Origin of the sequence: Kitasatospora sp. NPDC018058, assembly GCF_044327205.1 — a bacterium.
Lineage (GTDB): Bacteria > Actinomycetota > Actinomycetes > Streptomycetales > Streptomycetaceae > Kitasatospora.
Map to the genome: position 1 here is coordinate 1 of NZ_JBIRFA010000041.1, position 22,576 is coordinate 22,576.

A 22,576-nucleotide genomic window follows, 5' to 3' on the forward strand; every position below is an offset into this window, starting at 1 on the left:
ATTGGTGGTGCTGGCCATGCTGAAGGGATCTCCTGTCTCGCCCATCCAGACTAACCCGACATTCCGGGCGTCTCAGTCGAGACTGTCAGAGAGGGCCTGCACCGACCGCCTCCCCGACGACCTGCGCCGGGCGTTCCAGGGCGACAGTCACGAGTTCCTGCACTGGCAGGACGAATACCGCCGCGACACCGAGCAATGGGGCTCCAGCTCCTACACCGGCGGCTGAGCTGAGGGCGGCCGGCCCCCCGGAATCCGGGGGGCCGGCCGTCTGCCAGGAGGTCCTGCCGCCCCCGTGCCGTACCTACGTCACGGCTACTTATCCGTGACGGATTCGCGCGGCACTCGCCGCCGCCTACTGTCGGAGACACCAACCCACCTCCGACACCCACGGGAGCAGCGATGACCGCCTACGCCCTCGCCCAGGTCCACTCCGCCGACTTCTGCCCCGACATCGTCGAGTACCTGCAGCGCATCGACGCCACCCTCGACGTCTTCGGCGGCCGCTTCATCGTCCACGGTGGCAAGTTCGATGCCCTGGAGGGCAGTTGGGGCAGGCTCGGCCTCATCCTGATCGAGTTCCCCGACTACGAGCGGGCCCGCGCCTGGTACGACTCGCCCGCCTACCGGGACATCCTGGAGCTGCGCACCCGCCACATGGTCGCCGACGTGATCATCGCCGAGGGCGTGCCCGCCGGCTACCGGGGCGAGCAGAGCCTCAAGGAGCACTGAGCCCGTCAACTACCGTCCCGCAGGCTGCTCCAGCCGCTCGCGCCACCAGCCGACCGTCGCCGCGAGCTGCTCCTCCAGTGGCGTGGCCCGGACGGTGAACTCCGCCTCGTAGGCGGAGGCGTCCATGACGAACGGGCGGTCGAACTGGTAGCGGACCTCCCGCAGTTCGCGCAGCAGCGGGGAGAACAGGCCGGCCACGCCGAGCAGGACGGGGGACAGGCGGCGCGTCGCGACCGGGCCGGTGCCGGCCTCGGCGGCCAGGCGATCGACCATCGCGCGCACCGACGTGGCGGGGGCGGCGGGCACGTGCCAGGCGCGGCCCCAGGCGCGCTCCTCGCCCGCGATCTCGACCAAAGCCCGGGCCACGTCCGGCAGGTAGGTCCAGCTGTGCGGGGTGTCGGGGTCGCCGAGCACCGCGACCGGACGGCCCTTCAGCAGGGCCGGCATCGCCCGGGCGGCCAGGTGGCCGCCGTCGGTGACGCCGGGGCCGAAGAAGTCCGAGGCCCGCACCTCCACGGCCCGGATCCGCCCGGCCTCGTGCAGCGCCCGCGCCTGCTCCCAGGAGGCCGCCCGTACCCGGCCCTTGGGACCGGTCGCGGCGAGCGGCAGGTCCTCGGTCATCGGACGCTCGACCGGGCCGTAGCCGTAGAGGTTGCCGAGCATGACCAGTAGCGCGCCACTGTCCTCGGCCGCCGCGCACAGCGCGGAGCTGAGGGTGGGCCAGCGCTGGGTCCACTGCGGCAGTGGGGGCGCGGCGCAGCCGTAGATCGCGGCGGCGCCGCGGGCGGCCTGGGCCAGCCGCGCGGGGTCGCCCGCGTCCAGGGCGAGGTGTTCGACGCCCTCGGCGGCCTGCCCGGCGGGGTGCCCGGTGCGGGTGACGACCCGGACCGCGTGGCCCTGTTCGGCCAGCAGGCGGGCGGTGGCGGCCCCGGCGGGCCCGTGTCCGATGACCAGATGGAAGCTCACCCGCCCACCCTAACGGCGTACTTGACCAGGCGGGACACGCCGTCGGGCGGGTCCGGAAGCCCGCAGCAAATACCTGGTATGGCAAAAGTAAAAGAGGATCTATGCTGTGGGGCGTTCATGATCCCTTCACATGAAGAAGACAGGTTCCGCTGCATGAAGCTGCCCCGGGTGTCCGCCGTCGTCGCGGCCGCCGTCCTGGCCCCCGCCGTGCTGTTCCCCTCGACGGCCTCGGCTGCCGACGCCCCCCGGCCGACCGGGGTCTCCGGCCCTGACACCGCCTCGGGTTCCGCGCCGGACGCCGCCCCCGCCGAGGGTACCGACGGTCAGGAGCAGCGCGACCGCGCCGAGATCCAGCGGATCCTGGCCGACAAGGAGACCGGGCCCGGGGTGCGCGAGGGTGCGGAGAAGGCGCTCAAGGGCACCGCGACCGAGATGCGGCACTTCCTGGAGATCGACCTGGCCAAGCTGCACGGCGACGACATCCGGGTGAAGCTGTCCCAGATCATGGTCGCCGGCGGCCCGGCCGTGCGCGCGGCGGCCGGCAAGGCGCTGGACGGCGGCACGGCGGCCGTCGAGAAGTTCCTCAAGGAGGGCTGGCCCGCCGCCCAGGCCGAGGACGACGACCGCGCCGAGATCCAGCGGATCCTCGCGGACAAGGAGACCGGTCGCGGGGTGCGCGAGGCCGGCGAGAAGGCGCTCAAGGGCACCGCCGCCGAGATGCGGCACTTCCTGGAGACCGAGCTGCCCCAGCAGCGCGCCATCGACAACCAGGTGAAGGTCGCCCAGCTCATCTCCTCCGGCGGCCGCGCCGTGCGCGAGGGGGCCATCAAGGCGATGAACGGCAGCGACGCGGACATCACCAAGTTCCTCAAGGAGGGCTGGCCCGCCGCCCAGGCCGAGGACGACCGCGTTGCGGTGCTGGTCATCCTGGCCGACAAGAACACCGGCCGGCACACCGTCGAGGCCGCCCAGAAGGCGCTCAACGGCACCCCGGCCGACGTGGCCCACTTCCTGCAGGTCGAGCTGCCCAAGCTGCGCTCCGACGACAACCGGGTGAAGGTCTCCCAGCTCATGGAGGTCGGCGGCCCGGCCGTGCGCGAGGCGGCGGGCAAGGCGATGGACGGCAGCGACGCCGACATCCTGGCCTTCCTCAACGAGGGCTGGGCCAAGGCCCGCGCCCTGGACGAGGCCGCCGCGAACAAGGCCGCCGACAAGCCGGGTGACAAGCCCGCTGACAAGCCCGCTGAAAAGCCGGCCGACAAGCCCGCCGGGCAGCAGGACCAGGGCGCCCAGCAGCCGCAGACCGTCCAGCCGGCCGCCCTGACCGAGACCACCACCACCGGCACCACCGACTCCGGCACCGCCGGAGCCACGGGCACCACCACGGGCATCACCACCACCGCCGGCACCGGCACGCTCGCCGCCACCGGCACCGACGGGCTCGGCTGGGAGGCCGGCGGCGCCGCCGCGGCTCTCGCCGCCGGGGCCGCGATGGTCGCGATCTCCCGCCGCCGCTCCGCCCAGAGCTGACACCCCGGTACCTCCCCGGCCGTCGCCGCCGTCACGGCGACGGCCGGGGAAGCGCCCCGCCGCCGGGCCGCTCAGCCGCCGCCGCCCCGTTCGGCGGACCACCTGGCGATCCGCTCGCGCCGGCGCGCCGCGTTGGTGCCGTCCAACTGCCCCTCGAAGGCGAGCCGAGCCGCCGCCACCAGCTCCTCCGGTGCCCGCGGGTGCGCGTCGCAGACCGCCCACAGCGCGTCCTCGGTCTCCGCGTCCAAGGCCCAGGCAGGTCGCCACCCCGCGCCCGGCCAGCGCGTCGTCCAGCGCCGCCGTGAACACACGCCGCAGCCGCTGCTCGCCCGTCAAGCCTCAGTCCCCGTCCCCGCCGCTCACGCTCCGGCGCCGCCTACGCTGACGGCGCCGGCTGCGTTCGAGGCGCCGCAGCGCCCCTCCCGCGCCGAGCGTGACGGCCGCGACCGCGCGGACCCAGCGCGGCCCGCCGCGCTCGGCCCACACCACGCACCCGCACCCGGCGAGCGTCAGCACCAGCAGCCCGACCAGCACCACACCGACCACCACGGCCACCTCTCTCCCCGACCGGCCCACCCGGTTCGGCCGCGAACCTAGCACTGTGCCAGGATGCCCACCCGAAAGCGCTGATGATCGACTGAATCGACCCGAGGAGTCACCCGTGGCCACTGCCCGGTTCGCCACCCTGCACACCACGGCCGGCCCGATCCGGCTGGAACTGTTCCCGTTCCACGCGCCGAAGACGGTCCGCAACTTCGTCGAACTCGCCGAGGGCACCCGGGAGTACACCGACCCGCGCACCGGCGAGCCGGGCAGCGGCCCGTACTACGACGGCACGCTCTTCCACCGGGTGATCGCGGGCTTCATGATCCAGGGCGGCGACCCGACCGGCACCGGCACCGGCGGCCCGGGCTACGCCTTCGCGGACGAGTTCCACCCCGAGCTGTTCTTCACCAAGCCCTACCTGCTGGCGATGGCCAACTCCGGCCCGGGCACCAACGGTTCGCAGTTCTTCATCACGGTGGGCACCCCCACCCACCTCAACCGCCGCCACACCATCTTCGGCCAGGTCGCCGACGCCGCCTCCAAGGCCGTCGTCGACAAGATCGCCACCACGCCCACCGAGGACGACCGCCCGGTCGAGGACGTAGTCATCACCTCGGTCGAGTTGACTTCCTCCCGACCCTAAAGGACCGGGACTCCGGCCACGCATACCGCGTGAGGGCTTCGCCCTGCGCGTGTCGCCGTTGGTTGGCGCTTCATAGACCGGGCAATCCCGAGGTCTCCACGCCCTGACACCGCATGCCCTGCGGCGTTGAGGATGTTCTTCGCCGCGTTCACGTCGGCATGATCCCGGTGGCCACAGGCGGTGCACTCGAAGGCCGCTTGGCTCTCGCGGTTCTTCGGGTCCACATGCCCGCAGGCGTGGCAGGTCTGCGACGTGTACGCGGGGTTGACCAGCACCACGCGGGTGCCGGTGACGCGCGCCGCGTTGCGGAGTGCGAGTTCGAGCGTGTGCCAGCCCTTATCGAGGATGGCCCGGTTCAGCCCGGTCTTGGCTTTGACGCCTCGGCCGGGCCGTTCGACCGTTCCGGTCGCGCGGGCTGTCATGCTGCGGGTTCGAAGGTTCTCCAGCACCACCACCGCGTTGCCGGTGGTCAGCGTGTGGGCGGTCTGTGCGCAGAAGTCGGCGCGCCGGTTGCGGACGCGGCCGGTAATGGCGTTGATCTTCGCCAGCACCGTCCGGCGGCGTTTGCTGTCGCGCTTGCACCGGGCGAGCTGCTGCTGCAACCGGCGCAGTCGCTTCGCCTCACCCCTGGTGATGTATGGCCGGTCGTGGAAGTCGCCCGTGCTGGTGGTTGCGGCGACCTTGACGCCCCGGTCCACCCCGACGGCCGTCTCCGGCATCGTGTGCCGATCCGGTGTGGACCGGCCGTCTTCGACCAGGAAGGAGACGTACCAGTGCCGTCCCTGCCGGGTGACGGTCGCCGAACGAACGTCACCGCCCAGGGCCCGGGACCAGCGGAAGAGAACCCAGCCGAGCTTCGGCAGCTTCGCCCGGCCCCACTTGCGGCCGATCCGCTCCACCGCGATCAGGTTCCCGGCCGGGAACCGGAACGACGGCGACCAATGGGCTTTCGACCGCCACCGCACCCGGAACGTCCCGTGCTCCCGGCACGCCCGGTCCAGATCTCGCAGGGTCTGCTGCAACACGTGCGACGGCGCGTCCGTAAGCCACGGGAACTCCCGCTTGGCCTCGGCCAGCTCCGCGGCCTGCGGCACATAGTTCATCCACGCACCGCGCCGCCGGTACTCCCGACGCTGCTCAAGGGCGGTGTTCCACACTGACCGGCAAATGTCGCCAAACGTCTCGCACAACACAGCCTGATCCGCGGTGAGTTCGAGTCGGTACCTGCGGCCCGACAGCATGGGAGCACCCCCTTCGATAGCTGTGGCCAACGTAGCGCACGTCACTGACAGACGCCGCTCCGCAGCGGAGGGGATCAGGGATCGCCTATTACCCAGCTTTGAAGGACCGGGTTTGGGGAGTTAAATGATCACCCATTCCTGATTGGAGTCACTATGAATTCCGAGCCGATGACGGCCTTCCCGCCCCGCCCGGTGCTCGGCGTTCGGGCCCGCTATGTCTTCCAAACGGCCTGCGGCGATCTCGCGGACGCCACCGTGGACTTCGAGCCGTGGGAGGAGGGCGTGCACCTGGAGGTCGCCGCCGGCGCCACCGTGCGCGGCGACCCGGCGCCGGAGGACCTGGCCCGCTACCACGCGGCGCTGGTGGCCGGTGTCCGTGAGGAGCTGGCCGGGCAACTGCCGGGCGTCCCGGTGGCGTTGGCGCTGGTCGTGCACCACACCGTCGTGCACGACGTGGACACCAGCGAGCGCTCCTACCGCAAGGCGGGGCGGGTGGCCGTGCGCGAGGTGCTCGCGCACCTGGGAATGCCGGTGGACGGGCAGACGCCGAGCCGCCGCCCGGTCAAGCGCGGGCGGCGGCAGTAGGCCTGGCGGACGTCAGCTGCAGCTGGTGAACGTCGGGCTGGTGTTGGCGATGTAGAGGGTCGCGCCGCCGTTGGGGTCGGAGCTGAGCGGGACGGTGATGGTGTCCTCGGCGGTCCACGGCAGGCCGTGGGCGTCGAAGGTCCAGGTGCCGGTGACCTTGCGGGCCAGCAGGGCGAGCGTCACCCAGCCGTACTGCTGCGGCGGGACGGAGACGGTGACGGCGTTGTTGACGCTCCTCGACCCGCTCCAGAGGTTGGTGTAGTGCAGCGCCGAACTGACCGTCCCGGTCAGGGTGTTGCCGGGAATGCCCGCGGAGATCTGGGTGCCCATGTCGGCGCCGATGCTGTTGGACCAGCCGCTCTCGTCGGTGACCGAGAAGGACTGCTGGACGGTGCCGCTGGTGTTGTTGAACCAGACGGAGGAGACGCACACCCGCGGCAGCGGCGCGGCCGGGGCCTCGCTCTTGACGGCCCAGGAGCAGCTGGAGGGGTCCTTCTGGCACTGCTTGGCGGCATGGTCGACGGCCAGGTTGCGGGCGGCGAGCGGGAAGCCGGTGGACCACTGCTGGTTGACGGTGCCGTTGCAGGTGTACTGGTCGGTCCAGGCGTCGTCGTAGTTGGCGCCGAGCAACAGGTCCAGGCAGGTGTTGTCGCCCTGGTGGCGGATCATGAACGAGTCGTCGGAGCCCGGCGTCGGCTGCAGGAACCAGCGCTGGCTGGCCTGTCCGGCGCAGGTCTGCTGGCGCAGTGCCGGGGTGAAGAAGGCCAGGTCGATGCACTTGCCGGTGTCGTTGTTGACGATGGTGAAGGAGGAGTCGCCGGGGTCGACGTTCAGGTGCCAGTTCTGGTGGTAGCCGGGCGCGGAGTTGGTGACGATGTACGCGCCGTCGCTCATGTTGCCGTTCTGGACGTCGAGTTGGCGCCCGTTGCCGAGCGACTTGATGCTCAGGCACTGCTGCGGCGATGCGCAGGCGGTGGCGGCGGCGGTGGCGGCCCGGGCCGGCGCGGCGGTCAGGCCCAGCGCGACGCAGCAGGCCACCAGGGCGGCCGCGAGCAGCCGCAGCCAGGGCGCGGTACGCGCCGGGGAGGCGGTGGAGGGCACAGGGGTCCTTTCGTCGGTGGAAAGATCGGTGGAAAGAGGAGGGGAGGGCGTCAGGCGGCGGCGAAGGCCGCCTCCAGGCGCGGGACGTAGTCCACGAGGTCCTGCGCCCAGCAGCCGGGGGTGTGACCGCCGTGGCAGTCGGCGCCCCAGCCGGCGCCGTTGCCGTAGTCGACGTAGTGGTACGGCAAACCGAGCGCGTCCAGGTGGTCCTTGACGCGCTTGGCGGTGCCCTCGGCCCAGAACTCCATGTCGCCGGGGCTGCCGTTGCCGTTGCCGGTGTAGACGGCGATGCCGGTGTGCGCGAGCAGGGCCAGGCGCGAGGCCGGGTCGGCGGCGTTCCAGCGCCAGTCGGCGTTGAACACCGGGTACGGGGTGCCGAAGATCGCGTCGCTGGAGACGGTGGGGCCGAAGTCCAGGCCGCAGGGGTGGCCGTCGCTGGGCCCGCACAGCACGGTGCCGATGTTGGTGAGGGTGGCGACGACGGCGCCGCGGATGATCATCTCGTCCGTGGACAGGTCGTTGGCGCCGGACATGGTCAGCACCTGGCCGAACAGCTCGGGGCGGTCCTGGGCGTAGTGCAGGGCGCCGAAGCCTCCCATGGACAGGCCGCCGACGGCCCGGTGGCCGCGGTCGGTGAGGGTGCGCAGGTTGGCGTCGACGAACGGGAGGACCTGACCCAGGTGGAAGGTCTCCCAGTTCTGCGCCCCGGCGGCGGTGCCCTGGTCGAGCCAGTCGGTGTACCAGCCGCGCAGGCCGCCGTCCGGGATGACGGTGATCATCGACTGGGCGGCGGTCAGCGCGGGGTAGGCCAGCGCCGGGTTGCTCGGGTTGTCCGAGGCGCCGTGCAGGAAGTACAGCACGGGGTAGCGCTTGTCCGGCCGGGCGGCGTAGTCGGCGGGCAGCAGGATGCGGATGGTGTGCGGCCCGGCGACCTGGGGCGTGGTGACGGTGATGACGAAGTTGGTGGCGCTGCCGGTGGCGGTGCCGATCTGGGTCAGCCCGAAGCCGTCCGCCAGCGGCGGAGGTGCGGGCGCCTCGGCGCGAGCGGCGCGGACGGGTGTGGCGGCCGTCGCGGGTGCGGCGGGCGCGGCGAGCGCGAGCAGGCAGGCGGCCAGGGCGGCGAGGGCCGCGCGGGCGCGCCGGAGCCGGGCAACGGTCATGGGCGTCCTCGGCCTTTCACGAGCTGTCCGAAGCTCAGAGGTCTGTCTGAGCACCGACAACTCTGGCCAGGTGCCCCGGCCGTCCGCCAGAGCGCCCGGCGGCCCACCTGGGCCACTGGCGCATGTGCGCCACCGGCGCGGGTAGGCTCCCACGACCCCCGGCCAACGGCCCGGGGGCAGGACGCGGCGCCTGGGGGGCTTCGTGCACGACGTGCTGGATCCGGACACCGAACGCGGCCGCGTCTACCGCTGCCTTGTCGCCCAACCGAGGGCACGCGTAAAGGAGTTGGCGCGGGAGGTGGGCCTGGACGGGGACACCGTGCTGGCCGTGCTGCGCGACCTCGCCGACGAGGGCGTCGCGGTGGCCTCCGACACCGCCCGCAGCGCCGACGACCGCGACCACGCCTGGGAGGCCCTGCCGCCCGACCGAGTGGTCGAGACCGTGCTCCAGCGCGACGCCGTACGCCAGGCCACCGCCCGCCGGGCCGGCGCCGAACTGGAACGGCTCTACCGCTACGCCCGGCGCGACGCCGGCGCCTACGGCCCGCTGGAGGTGGTCGAGGAGCCCGCCGAGGTACTGGCCGCCGGCCGCCGCCTGCAACTGGCCGCCCGTCACCAGGTGCGGGTCATCGACGTGCCCCCGTACTCCGGCAGCAGCGCCCACTACGCCGACCAGGAGGTGCTGCAGCGCCGGCGGATGGCCGCGGGCGTCGTCTACCGGGCCATCTACCAGGGCGCCGCGTTCGAGGACCCGGTGGCCGGGCCCAACATGGCCCGGATGGTCGAGGCGGGGGAGCAGGCCCGCACCCTGGACGAGCCGCCGCTCAAACTCGCCCTCGGCGACGACGACCTGGCCATCATCACCCTGCCCGCCGACGACCGCGACGGAGTCGTCTCGCTGCTGATCCGCCCCTCCAGCCTGCTGCACGCCCTGGCCGCCGTCTTCGAGACCCTGTGGCGCCTGGCCGTGCCGGCCACCATCGCCGGCGTCGACCTGCGCATCGACGAACGCGACCGCCGCATCCTCACCCTGATGGCCAGCGGCGCCACCGACGACGCCATCGCCCGCCGCCTCGGCCTGGGCCGGCGCACCGTGGTCCGCCGCGTCTCCACCCTCCTCGCCCACCTCGGCGCCACCACCCGCTTCCAGGCGGGCGTCCAGGCGGCCCGCAGGGGCTGGCTCTGACGGGCATGCGGGCGGAGCGGCAGGCCCGTTCGGGCCCCGCCCCCGGCGGTCCGTCAGGCGGCGGAGATGGTGATCCCGAGCATCCGCGCGCCGGTCTCGGTGCGCGGCCGGTGGCGGCTGCCCGGCGCGAAGACCACGTAGCTGCCCGCCGGGTGCCGCTCGTCCCCCTCGATCACCTCGCCGCTGAGCACGTAGTAGCGCTCCTCGGTGTGGTGCACGTCCACCTCCGGCCACTCACTGCCCGGCGCGAAGTCGATCAGCCAGCCACGGGCGTACCCGGTGGCGGTCAGCCGCCGCCGCACGATCCCCGGCCCGACCTCGACCGGCTCCACGTCGTCGGCCAGCAGCGTCGTCTTCAGCGCGTCGTTCCCGTCGTTCTCGCTCATGCCCCCACTGTGGCCGCTGCCGCCCCGCCGCTCCAGAGTCCAGAAAGACATCATCAGGTACATTCCTGCCATGGACGCCTCTGCCGCGAACGCGGCCCGCCACCGGGTGGTGGCCCTGCTCGGCGCGCCCCAGGCGCCGTTCGAACTCGCCTGCGCCGCCGAGGTCTTCGGCGCCGAACGGGCCGGACTTCCCTCCCACTACGACTTCACCCTCTGCACCCAGGCCCCCGGCCCGGTGCCGACCACCCTCGGCGTCCCGCTGACGGTCGACACGGGCCTGGAGGCGCTGGAGCGGGCCGACACCGTGGTCGTCCCCGGCTGGCAGCCGCCCGGCTCCCCGGTGCCGCCGCCCGTCCTGGACGCGCTGCGCACCGCCCACGCCCGCGGCGCCCGGATCGTGTCCATCTGCACCGGCGCCTTCGTCCTGGCCCAGGCCGGACTGCTGGACGGGCGCCGCGCCACCACCCACTGGGGCCGCACCGCCCAGCTCGCCGCCGAGTACCCGGCCCTGACGGTCGACCGGGACGTGCTGTACGTCGACCACGGCGACGTCGCCACCAGTGCCGGGTCCGGCGCGGGCATCGACCTGTGCCTGCACCTGCTGCGCCGCGACCACGGCGCCGCCTACGCCGCCCAGGTCGCCCGGCACATGGTGCTGCCCCCGCACCGCGAGGGCAGCCAGCTGCAGTACGCCGCCGTCCCGGCGCCCGCGCGGGCGGACGAGTCGCTGGCCCCGCTGCTGGAGTGGGCCGAGGGGCACCTGGGGGAGCGGCTGACCCTGGAGGACCTGGCCGCCCGTGCCGGGCTCTCCGGGCGCACCCTGGCCCGGCGCTTCACCGAGCAGCTCGGCACCAGCCCCGGCCAGTGGCTGCTGGCCCGGCGCATCGACGCCGCCCGGGCGCTGCTGGAGCAGACCGACCTGCCGGTGGAGGCCGTGGCCGTACGGGTCGGCCTGGCCTCCGCCGTCAACCTGCGCCGCCGATTCCACACCGCGCTCGGCACCACCCCCGGCGCCTACCGCCGCACCTTCGGCGGAGCCCGCACCGACCAGCCTCGCGGCCACGGGCCAGGGGGCCCGAGGCGCTCCTCGCCGCGGCCGGCGCAGCGGTGACGGCCCTGCTCGCCGGACTCCCGCTGGGCGGCGCCTACCTGGCGCACCGGCAGGGCCCCGGCCGTGCTCACGTGGCTCGGCGTCGGGGCCGCCGCGGCCTTCCCACCCGGGCCGCCGCGCAGCGGCATGGCGCAGGCGACGGGCCGTCAGCCCGCCGCGACCGGCGGTAGGCCGCGCTCCCCGAAGACCTTCGTGGCGACGAAGGGCGCATCGAGTGCCCTGGGGAACCCGCCCACGACCAGCACCGTGACCCGGCTGCCTGTCGCCCGGTCACGGTGCCGCCGCCGCCCGGACGGTGAACCGGTTCGCTCGCGAAGGTCACCCGGCCTTTTCCTCGCGCACCGGTCGGTTGCGTTTGGATCACGGCGTGTCCGGTTTGTGGTCATAGGGTGGGAGTGCGGCGATTGAATTTGTTGGCACCGGTGTCATCGGACTCTCATAATGCCTGCTGAGACACGTGACGGACGGTCCGGAGACCCGCAGGGGAGCGGAATCCGAGAGTGGTCCGCGTGCGAAATCCACTTTTCCCCTGGGGGAGTCCTTTGTCCGCGCCCGAAAACGAGAGCGCCTTCACCGATCCGCCGCCGAAGCCGGCTGCGGAGCCCGCGCCCGAGGCCGTTGCCGTGCCCGTCGTCGTGCCCGAGGCCGTTGCCGCGCCCGAGCCGACCGCAGAGCCCGTTGCCGTGCCCGAGCCCGTCGCCGAGCCCGCCGTCGTGCCCGAGCCCGCCGTCGTGCCCGAGTCCGCGCCCGGTCCCACCCCGCGCCGCCTGCCGCGCGCCGTCGGCGTCGCGCTGGCCACCGCCGGCCTGCTCGCCGTCACGGCGGCCAGCGCCGCGGTGACCGTCGCCGTCGGCAAGCCGGACACCCGCCCGGCCGCCGCCGCGCCCGCCCCGACCGCCACCGCTTCGGCGAGTGCGAGTGCGAGTGCGAGCGCCACGCCCTCCGCCGTGCCGGTCCCGGTGCCGACCGCAGTCCCGACCGAGCCCAAGCCCGCCAGCACCGTCAAGGGCACCGTCAACGGCTCCACGCACGAGGGCGACCTGCGCTACTTCCTGCTCCCGATCCCCGACGGCGGCGAGTCGTACGGGCCCGTGGACGGGATGGCGATGACCCACGACGAGGTCTCCGCGATGTTCGGCAAGCCGGACGACATCGACACCCTCCTCAAGGACCTCGGCTACAAGGACGGTGCCCTCCGCACCTACCGGACGGCCGACGGCAAGGCCGAAGTGACCGTCACCCTGCTGCACCTCGGCTCCGCCGACATCGCCAGCAGGTTCGTCAAGTTCTACAACATCAAGTCGCAGGAGCCGATCGACATCGACGGCGACCCGAACGCCCATGGCTTCCGGAAGAAGCCCAAGAACGAGGCGTTCACCGGCTCGATGACCGGCATCGGCAGTCAGGGCGACGTCGAGTACACCATCGACGTCGAGGTGAAGGGCACGCCGGACAAGGCGCTGCTGAACGACCTGATGAAGCGCCAGCGCGAGTGGCTCGCCTCCGGCGGCTGAGCCCGCGCCCGCCCACCGACGCCACCCCTTCCTCCTCCTCTGGAGCCACTTCCGTGACCACCGAACCCGCGCAGCCGCCGCCCGCGCCGGCCGTCCCGCCGGCGCAGCCCGAACCGCCCGCGCAGCCCGAACCGCCCGCGCAGCCCGAGCCGCCCGTTCCGCCGCAGCCACAAATCCCGCCCGCCGCAGGTGAGTTGACCGCTGACCCCGACCTGCCGTCGGCCGCCCCCGCCGCGCCGCGCGCCCCGCGCCGCCCCCGCCCGGTGCTGCTGTCCACCTGCGCCCTGGTGGTGGGCGCCCTGGCCGGCGGCGGCGTCGGCTACGCGATCCAGGCCCAGCGCCCGCCCACGCCGCTGCCGAAGCTGCAGGTCGCCCGCCCGTCCTACCCGGCCCAGGTGGTCGACCCGACCGCTTTCGCGGCCGAGCAGCCCGCGCCGCCGGCCATCGACGGCGACCTGCGCAAACTGCTGATCAGCGCCCCGGACGGCAGCGGCCCCTGGGGCGACCTCCCGGACAAGACGAGCTGGATGTCGGCCGGGGACCTCGCCGAGCACAGCAGCAGGCCGGAACTCATGTTCAAGGACCTGCTGTCCACCGGCTTCCGGCGCGCGGTCGAGGTGGACTGGAAGAAGGACGACATCAGGTACCGCGTCCTGCTCACCCAGTACACGCCCGACCACTCCGACGAGGCGAAGTCCCGCCGCGCGGAGCCCTTCGCCGACGGCGCCAACGGCGGCTACACGGTGTACAACGTGCCCAGGTACTGGTCCGACAGCAACGACCAGTACTACTACGGCTTGGCCACCGCCAAGCGCGGCACGGTGCAGATGACCGTGGAGATCTTCAGCCCCAAGCAGGTGGACTCCGGGGCCCTCAAGGACCTTGCGAAGCAGCAGTGGGAGCGGCTGGTATGAGCGACGACACCGTGACCGGAACCCCGTCCACCCCGGAGGTCCCGGACGTCCCGGACACCCCCGAACCGGCCCCGATCGCCGCCGCGCCCGCGGCCCCGCCCGTCGCGCCGCCCGGTCCCGAGCAGCAGCCCGCCGCGCCCCGCCCCGCCTCCCGCCGCCTGCTGCGCGCGGGCGCCGCGACCGCCGCGGCGGCGCTGGTGGGCGTGGCGATCGGCATCGGCATCATCAAGACCCAGTACGACGACCCCGCCCCGGCCACCGCCGCCGGCCCCACCGGCGCGCCCGCCCCGACGGCGAGTGCCACGCCGTTCGGCGCCAAGTCCAACGGCAGCCACTTCGGCTCGCTGCGCGACCTGCTGCTGCCCGTTCCGGCCGGCTACGAACTCGGCCCGGACCATGGCGGCTACGGCAACGACACCGAGTACGGCACCGGGCAGCTGGCCGGCGAGCTGGAGGCCGAACTCCAGCAGATCCCCAAGGACAAGCGCGAGCAGCTCCGCTCCTACTGGGAGGGCCTGCACATCAAGGGCACCGGCGTGCGGACCTACCGCAGCAGCGGGGACGACCTGGTGATCGGGCTTCGGCTGCGCCAGTTCAACCAGCAGGAGGTGCAGAAGATCAACGAGTACACCGCGGTGTTCACCGGCGACACCGGCATCTTCCGCGTCGGCCCGCAGATCCCCGGCCACCCCGAGGCGCACTGCTACCTGATGCCGGCGCCGCCGTCCGCGCCGATCGACCACCTGGAGTGCTCGGCCGCCGAGGGCGACCTCCTGGTGATCATGGAGACCGAGGGTCTGGCGCCGCTGCCCAAGGACAAGATCGTCGCCCTCTTCGCCATGCAGCTCGACCGCCTCGCCCTCCCGGGAGCGTCCGTATGACCGACCAGCCCGCCGCCCCGCAGCCCGCGCCGGACCCGACCGCCCCGGCCCCGGCCGAGAGCCCGGCGGCCCCGGTCACCCCCGAGGCCGCAGAGTCCGTCGCGACCCCCGAGGCCGCGCAGACCCCCGGAACCCAGGAGACCCCCGAGGAGCAGGCCGCCCGGCGCACCCGCCGCCGCAAGGCCACCGTGCGCTGGAGCTGCGCCGTCCTGGTGTTCGCCCTCGCCGGCACCGGTGCCGCGATGGCCGTCACCACCCCCGAGCGCACCGACATCCCCGGCCTGGCCACCGCGAACGACGGCCGCTACACCTTCCCGCCCCTGACCCTGCCGCCCCTGCCCTCGGGCAAGGCCGCGCCGAGCACCAAGGGCAAGGCGCTCCACTACGCGGACCTGCGCTACCTGCTGCTGCCCGCGCCCAAGGAGGCGGGCGGCTCCGTGACCGCGCCGGTCTTCCCGGTGCCCACCGCGACCCCCTCGGCGTCGGCCACCCCCTCGGCGTCGGCCACCCCCTCGGCGTCGGCCACCCCCTCGGCGTCGGCCGCTTCCTCGGCGCCCGCCGGGACGGCCCTCGCCTCCTGGGTCCCGTGCGACGCGATCCTCGCCGAGCAGAAGGACCCGGCCAAGTTGCGCGTGCTGCTCCTGCAGAACGTGTGCCGGGCGGCCACCGTCCGGGAGTGGACGGCCTCCGACGGCACCCGCACCCAGATCCGGCTGCTGCGCTTCGGCTCCTCGGCGGAGGGCTGGGACACCTTCTCCAGCCTGCGCTCGGACAGCCCGGCCAAGGCCGCGCCGGACGCGAAGACCGCGCCCCATAGCGACTGGGACACCGTCGACGGCGTCGACGTGACCCTCAAGGACTCGCCGGAGAGCGCCGGCAAGGGGGTGCCGACCACCCGCCTGGCGTACCTGTCCGCCTCCGACGTCGTGGCCGTCATCACCATGACCAACCCCCAGGGCGTCCCCGCCACGGCGTTCCGTCAGGTCGTCACCCTCCAGTCCGACCTGCTCGCCTGACCGCCCTCGGTCCCCTCGACCCCGCCCGCCGGCAGCCCTGTCGGCGGGCGGTTCGCGTTGCGGGCTCCGCCCCGTTCGTCCCCGTCCGCGTGCCACCTCGCCCCGCCCGTACGCCACTTGGCGCGCCGGGGCCGGAACCCGCGGAGACGAAACGGTGACAAACCCATGGTGATTCCCTTGCCGATTCCGGTGTCTCCCGGGTTTACGATCATCGGCGCCCGTTGTACACACCACACAACCGGGCCAACAGACATGGGGGAACCGACAGATGAGCACACCGGCAGCAGGCGGATTCGCGGTCGACCACGCCGCGATGGACAAGGCGCACGGCACGCTGGTCAACCTGGCCCACGACTGTCCCACCGCCGGCGCCGTCGCGAACGACGCCACCGGGACGGCCGTCACCGCGCTCAAGGGCTGGGCCAGCGCCGGGGCGTTGAAGGACTCGCTGGACGAGTGGCACCAGCAGGTCCAGCAACTGACCGGCCGGCTGAACGCCAACGCCGCCGCGATGCAGTCGACCACGTTCAACTACCGCAACACCAACCTGTCCATCGCCCAGTCCCTCCAGGTGCAGTGACCCATGCTCGGATACGAGGACGTACTCGACGCCAACCCCGACGCCCTGTCCACCGCCGCCGCCCAGTGGCGTGCGATGGCCGCGCGCTTCCACACCATGCAGACCACCATGCAGCAGGACGTGCTGGGTGGCACCGGCACCGGCACCGGGACCGGTGCGTGGTGGACCGGCAGCACCGCCACCCTCGCCAACGCCCAACTCCTCGCCACCAAGGGCCAGATCGTCGACGCCCAGACCGAGGCCAACGCGATGGCCTCGCTGCTCGACGAGGCGCACACCGACTTCGCCGCGGCGCAGAAGCAGACCCGCGACGCCGCGGACGGCGCGGTCAAGGACGGCTTCAAGGTCACCGGCACCGGCACCGCCGTGTTCGACGAGAGCACGCTCGACCCGGCGACCCGCCGCGCCCTGGTGCACGACCCGGAGGGCCGGCAGTCGTACGAGGACGCCGCCGACAAGTGGACCAAGGCGATAGCCGCCGGCATCCAGGCCGCCACCCGCGCCGACGAGCGGATCGCGGCGGCCCTGCGCGGCGCCTCCAAGGCGAACAACCCGCTGGACACCACCTTCAACGGCAAGGCGGTGGGCGGCGGTGACGCGGGCGACGCGCAGCGCGCCTACGACCTGGCCACCAACCTGGACAGCCTCGACCCGGGCCAGCTCTCGCAGCTGCAGGACCTGATGAAGGACAAGGCGGACCACCCCGAGTTCTCCCAGGCCCTGCTCGACAGGCTCGGCCCGGACGGCATGATCAAGCTCGCCCAGAAGCTGGGCAGCCCGAGCGGCGACAAGAAGGCCGCCTACACCGACCTGCAGGGCGGCCTCACCCACGCCCTGGCCTCCGCCACCCAGGACACCAACACCGACTTCTACCGCCACTGGCGCGAGGGCGTGAAGAACGCCGGCTACAACAACTACGGCTCCAACACGGATCCGGTGTACGGCTACCAGATCCTGACCACCCTGATGACCAAGGGCGACGCCAAGTACTCCGCCCCGATGCTCGGCGACCTGGCCGACGACATCACCGAGACGGAGAAGAAGCACCCGGACGCGTGGAGCTACAAGGCCAGTCACAGCGGCGACCCGCTGGGCGCCGACCCGCTGGACAACGTGCTGTCCGTCATGGGCCGTGAGCCCGAGGCGGCCACCGCCTACCTGGACCCGAACGCGGGCGGCGGCAACCAGCACCTGCACTACCTGCTCAAGGACCGCAAGTGGCCGGACGGTTGGATCGCCAACCCCTACGCCGGCGTGGTCAAGGTGCCGGACCCGCTGTCCCAGAGCGGTCTGGGGGCGGCGCTGGAGGCCGCGACCACCGGCCAGCCGGCCGGTGCCCCGCACACCGGTCAGCACACCGAGGCGCAGGCCCGGATCATGCACGACACCATCACGACCCTGGACGAGGGCCAGGGCGGCAACAAGATCAAGGACACCCTGCGCCAGCCGCTGGCCAACGCCCTGGCGGACTACACCAACGACACCCACGAGATCTTCAACGGCCGCAACTCCCAGTACATGGACCACGGCAGCTCGGTGTGGACCGACGGCAACGGCACGGTGCACATGGGCGTCGGCGAGGACAGCCTGGTGCGGGTCATGCGCGGGCTGTCGGACAACCCGGACGCCTACGCCACCCTGCACAAGGCCGAGAGCGCGAAGATCGCCCAGGAGCTCTCCTCGATCGGGCCCAACCCCTCGCAGAACGACATCCAGGACGTGATGAACAAGGGCGCCGCGAGTCTCGGCGTCTACGACGCGATCCGCGCGGACGTCGCGATGGGCCAGCGCGACGACGCCAACCTCCAGGCCGACTGGAAGGCCAAGGTCGCGTACCACGTCATCGGCGCGCCGCCGACCCTCATCCCGTGGGTCGGCGACAGCGCCCAGCGCCTGGTCGACACCTGGGCCTGGGAGTGGGACAACCAGATGAAGGACCACAACAACAGCATCGCCAACGCCAAGATCTCCGACACCTACCTGGACGCCAACAACGAGATGACCCACCTGGTCAGCGGCTGGGCCAAGGACCGCGGCATGGACCCGGACAGCAGCATGATCCACGTCGTGGAGGACGCCTCCCACGACCGCCGCTCCACCAGCGCCACCACCGCCGGCCACTTCCTCGGCCGCGGCAACTCCTGACCCTTCGCCGCCGCGGGCGCCGCCACCCCACCCGGGTGCCGGCGGCCGCGGCGGCCGTCGGGTGCGTCAGGCGCGGTGGTACTGGACGGGGGCGTGGACCTCGCCGCCCAGCTCGGCGGCGGCGTGGCGGGCCCAGAAGGGGTTGCGCAGCAGCTCGCGGCCGATCAGGACGGCGTCGGCGCGGCCGGAGGCGAGGATGTCCTGGGCCTGGGCGGGGTCGGTGATCAGGCCGACGGCGGCGACCGGCAGGCCGGCCTCGTTGCGTACCGCCTCGGCGAAGGGCACCTGGAAGCCGGGCGCGGCCTCGATCCGGGCGTCGGGGACGAGGCCGCCGGTGGAGACGTCCAGCAGGTCCACGCCGTGCGCCTGGAGTTCCTTGGCGAGGCGGACGGTGTCCTGCGAGGTCCAGCCCTCGCGGCCGTCCTGCGGGTTCTCGGTGAGCCAGTCGGTCGCGGAGACGCGGAAGAACAGCGGCAGTTCCTCGGGCCACACCGCGCGCACCGCGTCGACGACCTCCAGGGCGAAGCGGATGCGGCCCTCGAAGGTGCCTCCGTAGGCATCGGTGCGGTGGTTGCTCTGCGGGGAGAGGAACTGGTGGATCAGGTAGCCGTGGGCGCCGTGGAGCTCGATGACCTGGAAGCCGGCGTCGAGCGCGCGCCGGGCGGCGTCGGCGAAACTCCGCACGATCTCGACGATCTGATCGACCGTCAGCTCGTCTGGGGTGCTGTGCTCGGGGGAGAAGGCGGCGGCGCTGGGGGCGAGCGGCCGCCAGCCGTGCTCCTCGTCCGGGGCGAGGGCGCGACCGCGGTCCACCCAGGTCCGCTCGGTGGAGGCCTTGCGTCCGGCGTGGCCGAGCTGGAGGGCGGGGACGGTGCCCTGCTCCTTGAGGAAGGAGGTGATCCGGCGGAAGGCCTCGACCTGGGTGTCGTTCCAGAGGCCGAGGTCGTACGGGCTGATGCGGCCCTCGGGGCTGACCGCGGTGGCCTCGACGATGATCAGCCCGGTGCCGCCGGCGGCCCGCGCCGCGAGGTGGGTGTAGTGCCAGTCGTTCGGGACCCCGGCGGCCTCGCCGGTCGGCGCGGCGCTGTACTGGCACATCGGCGGCATCCAGACCCGGTTGGGGATGGTCAGTTCCCGCAGGGTGTACGGGCTGAAGAGGTTGGTGCTCATGGTCGGACTCCCGGTGGGGTCAGCGGCGGGGGCGCCAGCAGCCGTTTGCAGGTGCGCTCTATGTGTCATGACAATAGTTGCACGGGACGATAAAATTCAAGAGTGACCGACCGCGGCCCCACCGCCCGGTCCGCCACGGCCCGTCTCAGCCCGTCTCAGCCCGCGGCGCCCGAGCGCAGGAGATTGCGGGCCCGGACGGCCAGGCCGTCGGCGCCGCACTGGGTGGCCAGCTCCAGGCCCCGGGTGAGCGCGGCCCCGGCGGCCGGGGCCGCGCCCAGCGCCTCCCCCAGGTCCACCAGGGCGAGCGCGTGCTCGTAGCGGGCGGGCGAGCGCTCCAGATGCCGGACCGCCTCCGCCAGCAGCTCGGCCGCGCGCGGCCGCCCGTGCACCGCGGCGCCGAGCCGCAGGGCGCTGCCGACGGCCGAGTCCGTCCCGGACTCCCGGGCCCGGCGGACCGCCTCCTCGGCGAGGCCACGGGCCCGCTCCGGCTGGTCGACGGCCACCGCGCGGGCCAGGTGCCCCAGCCACGGCGCCCACACCGTGTTGCGCCACCCTCGCGCGTCCAAGGCCGCGCCCGCGGCGGCCAGCGCCTCGGCCGCCCCCGACACGTCGCCCCGGGCCAGCAGCAGCCGGCCGTACAGCGTGGAGGCGTCGGGCAGCACCATCACCGTCGGGTACGGCGGCCCGAAGGCGTGCTCGCGCGCCAGCTCCAGGGCCTCGTCCAGCCGGCCGCGCGCCGCCAGGGTCTCGGCCAGCGCCCCGACCGCGTCCCAGTGCAGCGGGGAGCCCGGGCCGATCCGCTCGGCGATGCGCAGGGCCCGGCGCAGGTAGTCCTCCGCCTCGGCGAGGACACCGCAGCGGAACCGGAGCATGCCGGTCAGCAGGTAGGCGAAGCCGAGGTGGCCGCCGCTCCACCCGGCCACCTCGTAGGCGCGCACCGCCTCGGTGAACAGCTCCTCCGCCCGGTCGACCCGGTCGGCGTACAGGTAACTGATGCCCAGGACCCCGGGCAGCTCGAAGCCCCAGGTGGTGTTGGTCCAGCCGAGACAGCGCGGCAGCCGGCCGCCCGGCAGCGCCGACTCGGCCAGGGCGATCACCTCCGCGCGGTCGCCGCCGCGCAGCGTGAGGTCCCAACACCGCAGCACGGCCACCGCGTGAGCCAGGCCGTCGTGCTCGAACACGGCCTCACCCGGGGCCGCCCCGTCCTCGACGGTGTCGGCGAAGGCCAGGCCGACCGTGTCCAGCATCCGGGCGAACTCCGCGAGCCGCCGGGAGCGGCCCGGGCCGTCCTCGTCCTCGAACTGGAACGCGGCGAACATGAAGTGGGCGACCTCCAGCCGAAGCCGCCCCGGGCCGGGCCGGGTGCGCGCGGCCTCCTCGGCGCACAGCGCGGCCGCCTCGCCGAGCCGGTTGCTGTGGGCGAGCGCCTGGGCGAGCCGGAAGACCGCGTCCACCCGCAGCTCGGGGCCCAGCCCGTACGGGTCGGCGAGCGCCTGACGCAGCTGGTTGACCGTGGTCGCCGGATCGGTGAGCAACGCCGAGCAGCCCAGTTCGTAGAGCACCGGGGCCCGGTCCTCATCGGCGGGCGGCTCACTGATGGCCCGGCGCAGGCAGCGCTGCGCCGCTTCGGGCGCGCCGATGGCCAGGTGCTCGCGGGCCGCCCGGCGCAGCTTGTCGACGATGGCGCCGTCCCCTTCGGGCAGGATCTCCAGCAGGTGCCGGGACGCCGCCAGCAGGCCGAGGCCGGCGTTCTCGACCTCGACGGCGGCGACTCCGTGCATCCCGGTCCGGGTGGCGGGCGACATCGACTGGTAGACCGAGGTGGCGACCAGCGGGTGGACGAACTCCAGCCGGCCCGACGCCGTGCCGGTCAGCACCTGGTGCCGGCGCAGCTCCCGGATGGACTGGGCGGCGGTCTCCGGCCCCTGGGTGCAGATGGCGGCGGCGAGGTCGGGCCGGACGTCGGTGTCCAGCACCGACGCCGCCCAGGCGAAGCGCAGCGCGGTCGGACCGAGCCGGTCCAGCCAGTGCCGCAGCGTCATCCCCCGTGCCGTGGCGGCGAGTTCGCGCAGCTGCCCGGTGCTCTCCTCGACCGGGTCGAGCCGCTGGTCGGCCACCTCGCGCAGCAGGGCGGCGGTTTCGTACGGGTTCCCGGCGGTGACCGCCCAGACGTGGCGGCAGAAGGCGTCCTCGGCCCGCGCGCCCAGGGCCGCGCGGACCAGGTGCGCGACCGAGGAGGGCTGCAGCGGCCGCAGTTCGTGCCTGCGGTCGGCCCGGTCGGTGAGACCGCGCTGCAGCGGCAGGGCGTCGTCGGGGAACTCGTCGCGGCAGGCGAGCACCAGCAGGGCCGGCAGCTCCCGGGCGCGGACCGCGAAGCCCGCCAACCAGCCGAGCGACTCCGGGTCGGCCCAGTGCAGGTCGTCCACGATCACCGCCACCGGCGAGCGGAGCTGGACGAGGCGGGTGAGGACGAAGTCCAGCCCGTCGCGCACCCCCTGCGGATCGAGCCGCCCACCGGGCGGCCGCAGACCCGCCGCCGGACCGACGATCTCCTCCCACGGCCCGAAGACCTGCGCCCGCTCCGCGTCGGACAGGGCCGACAGCACCGGCCGCACCAGCTGGCGCACCACGTGGAACGGCTCGTGGCACTGCCGCTGCCCGCCCCGGGCGAACAGCACCGTGCAGCCCGCGCGCTTCGCCGCGCGCCGCACCTCGGTCAGCACCGCGGTCTTCCCCAGCCCGGCCGCACCGGTGTACAGCAGCAGCTCTCCCAGCCCGGCGTCGGGCCGGGTGAGCGCCTCGATCGCCTGCGCGGCCGAGCGGATCTCGGCCTCGCGCTCGTGCAGCGGACAGTCGTCCCGCCCGGCCCCGTCGCCGCCCCCGGCCTTCCCCTCGGCCACCCGTCGCCTCCCATTCACCCCGCCAGCGGCTTCGTCGCTTCGTTGCAGAGCGCCGAGGCTACTGCTGATCGGACGGCTCCGGTACGGGCTTGACAAAGCCGCCCAGGGCCCGACACGGAGGCCGACGGTCGGTGAGGACAACGGCGGCGCCGCCGCTCACGCGGGCTACGGGGCCCCGTCCCGCCCTCGGCCGGCTCGTCGTAGGAGGAGGTGCCCGCGTCCAGGAGTGGCTCCTGGGCCTTGAGGTGCGCCGGCCCCGGGAGAGAGAACCG

The 22,576-nt window shown here is 73.5% G+C and carries 22 protein-coding genes; 13 read left to right on the forward strand and 9 right to left on the reverse strand.

What is annotated here, in order from left to right; genetic code table 11:
- Window positions 1–226 (forward strand): hypothetical protein (locus ACH4E7_RS36310; protein WP_396253454.1); only part of this gene is annotated, 226 nt, incomplete at its 5' end.
- Between the two features lie 173 nt (window positions 227–399).
- Complete coding sequence (locus ACH4E7_RS36315; protein ID WP_396253455.1) at window positions 400–729, forward strand: DUF1330 domain-containing protein; 330 nt, start codon at window positions 400–402, stop codon at window positions 727–729.
- A 9-nt stretch (window positions 730–738) separates the two neighbouring features.
- On the opposite strand, the gene ACH4E7_RS36320 is transcribed toward ACH4E7_RS36315, so the two are convergent.
- Window positions 739–1,695, reverse strand: coding sequence for an NAD-dependent epimerase/dehydratase family protein (locus ACH4E7_RS36320; RefSeq protein ID WP_396253456.1), 957 nt, complete (start codon window positions 1,693–1,695; stop codon window positions 739–741).
- A 153-nt stretch (window positions 1,696–1,848) separates the two neighbouring features.
- Between ACH4E7_RS36320 and ACH4E7_RS36325 the strand changes: the two genes are divergently transcribed.
- Entirely contained in the window at window positions 1,849–3,225 is a 1,377-nt protein-coding gene (locus ACH4E7_RS36325) for an ALF repeat-containing protein (RefSeq protein WP_396253457.1), read from the forward strand.
- 71 nt (window positions 3,226–3,296) lie between these two features.
- On the opposite strand, the gene ACH4E7_RS36330 is transcribed toward ACH4E7_RS36325, so the two are convergent.
- Together ACH4E7_RS36330 and ACH4E7_RS36335 are read right to left on the reverse strand one after the other, a co-directional pair.
- Window positions 3,297–3,473 carry a hypothetical protein gene (locus ACH4E7_RS36330; RefSeq protein WP_396253458.1) on the reverse strand — a complete coding sequence of 59 codons (177 nt, stop codon included), beginning with the start codon at window positions 3,471–3,473 and terminating at the stop codon, window positions 3,297–3,299.
- 91 nt (window positions 3,474–3,564) lie between these two features.
- Window positions 3,565–3,780 (reverse strand): hypothetical protein, encoded by a 216-nt coding sequence (locus tag ACH4E7_RS36335; protein ID WP_396253459.1) that lies wholly within the window; start codon window positions 3,778–3,780, stop codon window positions 3,565–3,567.
- A gap of 106 nt (window positions 3,781–3,886) precedes the next feature.
- On the opposite strand from ACH4E7_RS36335, the gene ACH4E7_RS36340 reads away from it, so the two are divergent.
- The gene (locus ACH4E7_RS36340; RefSeq protein WP_396253460.1) at window positions 3,887–4,414 is read left to right on the forward strand and encodes a peptidylprolyl isomerase; all 528 of its coding nucleotides are present in this window, start codon (window positions 3,887–3,889) and stop codon (window positions 4,412–4,414) included.
- On the opposite strand, the gene ACH4E7_RS36345 is transcribed toward ACH4E7_RS36340, so the two are convergent.
- Complete coding sequence (locus ACH4E7_RS36345; protein WP_396253461.1) at window positions 4,411–5,655, reverse strand: RNA-guided endonuclease InsQ/TnpB family protein; 1,245 nt, start codon at window positions 5,653–5,655, stop codon at window positions 4,411–4,413. The two genes, ACH4E7_RS36340 and ACH4E7_RS36345, sit on opposite strands and share 4 nt — an antisense overlap.
- A gap of 153 nt (window positions 5,656–5,808) precedes the next feature.
- Between ACH4E7_RS36345 and ACH4E7_RS36350 the strand changes: the two genes are divergently transcribed.
- Entirely contained in the window at window positions 5,809–6,240 is a 432-nt protein-coding gene (locus ACH4E7_RS36350; RefSeq protein WP_396253462.1) for a hypothetical protein, read from the forward strand.
- Between the two features lie 12 nt (window positions 6,241–6,252).
- Here the strand turns inward: ACH4E7_RS36350 and ACH4E7_RS36355 are convergent, their stop codons facing one another.
- Both ACH4E7_RS36355 and ACH4E7_RS36360 read right to left on the reverse strand, forming a co-directional pair.
- On the reverse strand, window positions 6,253–7,341 hold the full coding sequence (locus tag ACH4E7_RS36355; protein ID WP_396253463.1) for an RICIN domain-containing protein: 1,089 nt from the start codon (window positions 7,339–7,341) through the stop codon (window positions 6,253–6,255).
- Window positions 7,342–7,391: 50 nt separating this feature from the next.
- Window positions 7,392–8,501: an alpha/beta hydrolase gene (locus tag ACH4E7_RS36360; RefSeq protein ID WP_396253464.1), complete on the reverse strand. Its 1,110-nt coding sequence runs from the start codon at window positions 8,499–8,501 to the stop codon at window positions 7,392–7,394.
- 202 nt (window positions 8,502–8,703) lie between these two features.
- Between ACH4E7_RS36360 and ACH4E7_RS36365 the strand changes: the two genes are divergently transcribed.
- Window positions 8,704–9,687, forward strand: a complete 984-nt coding sequence (locus ACH4E7_RS36365; protein ID WP_396253465.1) for a winged helix-turn-helix transcriptional regulator — start codon at window positions 8,704–8,706, stop codon at window positions 9,685–9,687.
- Window positions 9,688–9,740: 53 nt separating this feature from the next.
- On the opposite strand, the gene ACH4E7_RS36370 is transcribed toward ACH4E7_RS36365, so the two are convergent.
- Entirely contained in the window at window positions 9,741–10,073 is a 333-nt protein-coding gene (locus ACH4E7_RS36370; protein WP_396253466.1) for a cupin domain-containing protein, read from the reverse strand.
- A 70-nt stretch (window positions 10,074–10,143) separates the two neighbouring features.
- Between ACH4E7_RS36370 and ACH4E7_RS36375 the strand changes: the two genes are divergently transcribed.
- From ACH4E7_RS36375 to ACH4E7_RS36405, 7 genes are all read left to right on the forward strand, one after another.
- Complete coding sequence (locus ACH4E7_RS36375) at window positions 10,144–11,184, forward strand: GlxA family transcriptional regulator (protein ID WP_396253467.1); 1,041 nt, start codon at window positions 10,144–10,146, stop codon at window positions 11,182–11,184.
- A 542-nt stretch (window positions 11,185–11,726) separates the two neighbouring features.
- Window positions 11,727–12,698 (forward strand): hypothetical protein, encoded by a 972-nt coding sequence (locus tag ACH4E7_RS36380; RefSeq protein ID WP_396253468.1) that lies wholly within the window; start codon window positions 11,727–11,729, stop codon window positions 12,696–12,698.
- Window positions 12,699–12,751: 53 nt separating this feature from the next.
- Complete coding sequence (locus tag ACH4E7_RS36385; RefSeq protein ID WP_396253469.1) at window positions 12,752–13,612, forward strand: hypothetical protein; 861 nt, start codon at window positions 12,752–12,754, stop codon at window positions 13,610–13,612.
- Window positions 13,609–14,493, forward strand: a complete 885-nt coding sequence (locus ACH4E7_RS36390; protein ID WP_396253470.1) for a hypothetical protein — start codon at window positions 13,609–13,611, stop codon at window positions 14,491–14,493. The genes ACH4E7_RS36385 and ACH4E7_RS36390 overlap by 4 nt, the downstream gene beginning before the upstream one ends.
- Window positions 14,490–15,509 (forward strand): hypothetical protein, encoded by a 1,020-nt coding sequence (locus tag ACH4E7_RS36395; protein ID WP_396253471.1) that lies wholly within the window; start codon window positions 14,490–14,492, stop codon window positions 15,507–15,509. The genes ACH4E7_RS36390 and ACH4E7_RS36395 overlap by 4 nt, the downstream gene beginning before the upstream one ends.
- 268 nt (window positions 15,510–15,777) lie before the next feature.
- Complete coding sequence (locus ACH4E7_RS36400) at window positions 15,778–16,089, forward strand: hypothetical protein (RefSeq protein WP_355675474.1); 312 nt, start codon at window positions 15,778–15,780, stop codon at window positions 16,087–16,089.
- 3 nt (window positions 16,090–16,092) lie between these two features.
- A complete protein-coding gene (locus ACH4E7_RS36405; protein WP_396253472.1) occupies window positions 16,093–18,234 on the forward strand; it encodes a hypothetical protein in 2,142 nt (713 codons plus the stop codon).
- 66 nt (window positions 18,235–18,300) lie between these two features.
- Here the strand turns inward: ACH4E7_RS36405 and ACH4E7_RS36410 are convergent, their stop codons facing one another.
- Both ACH4E7_RS36410 and ACH4E7_RS36415 read right to left on the reverse strand, forming a co-directional pair.
- Complete coding sequence (locus ACH4E7_RS36410) at window positions 18,301–19,404, reverse strand: NADH:flavin oxidoreductase/NADH oxidase (RefSeq protein ID WP_396253473.1); 1,104 nt, start codon at window positions 19,402–19,404, stop codon at window positions 18,301–18,303.
- 155 nt (window positions 19,405–19,559) lie between these two features.
- Window positions 19,560–22,304 carry an ATP-binding protein gene (locus ACH4E7_RS36415; protein WP_396253474.1) on the reverse strand — a complete coding sequence of 915 codons (2,745 nt, stop codon included), beginning with the start codon at window positions 22,302–22,304 and terminating at the stop codon, window positions 19,560–19,562.
- Between the last annotated feature and the right edge of the window lie 272 nt (window positions 22,305–22,576).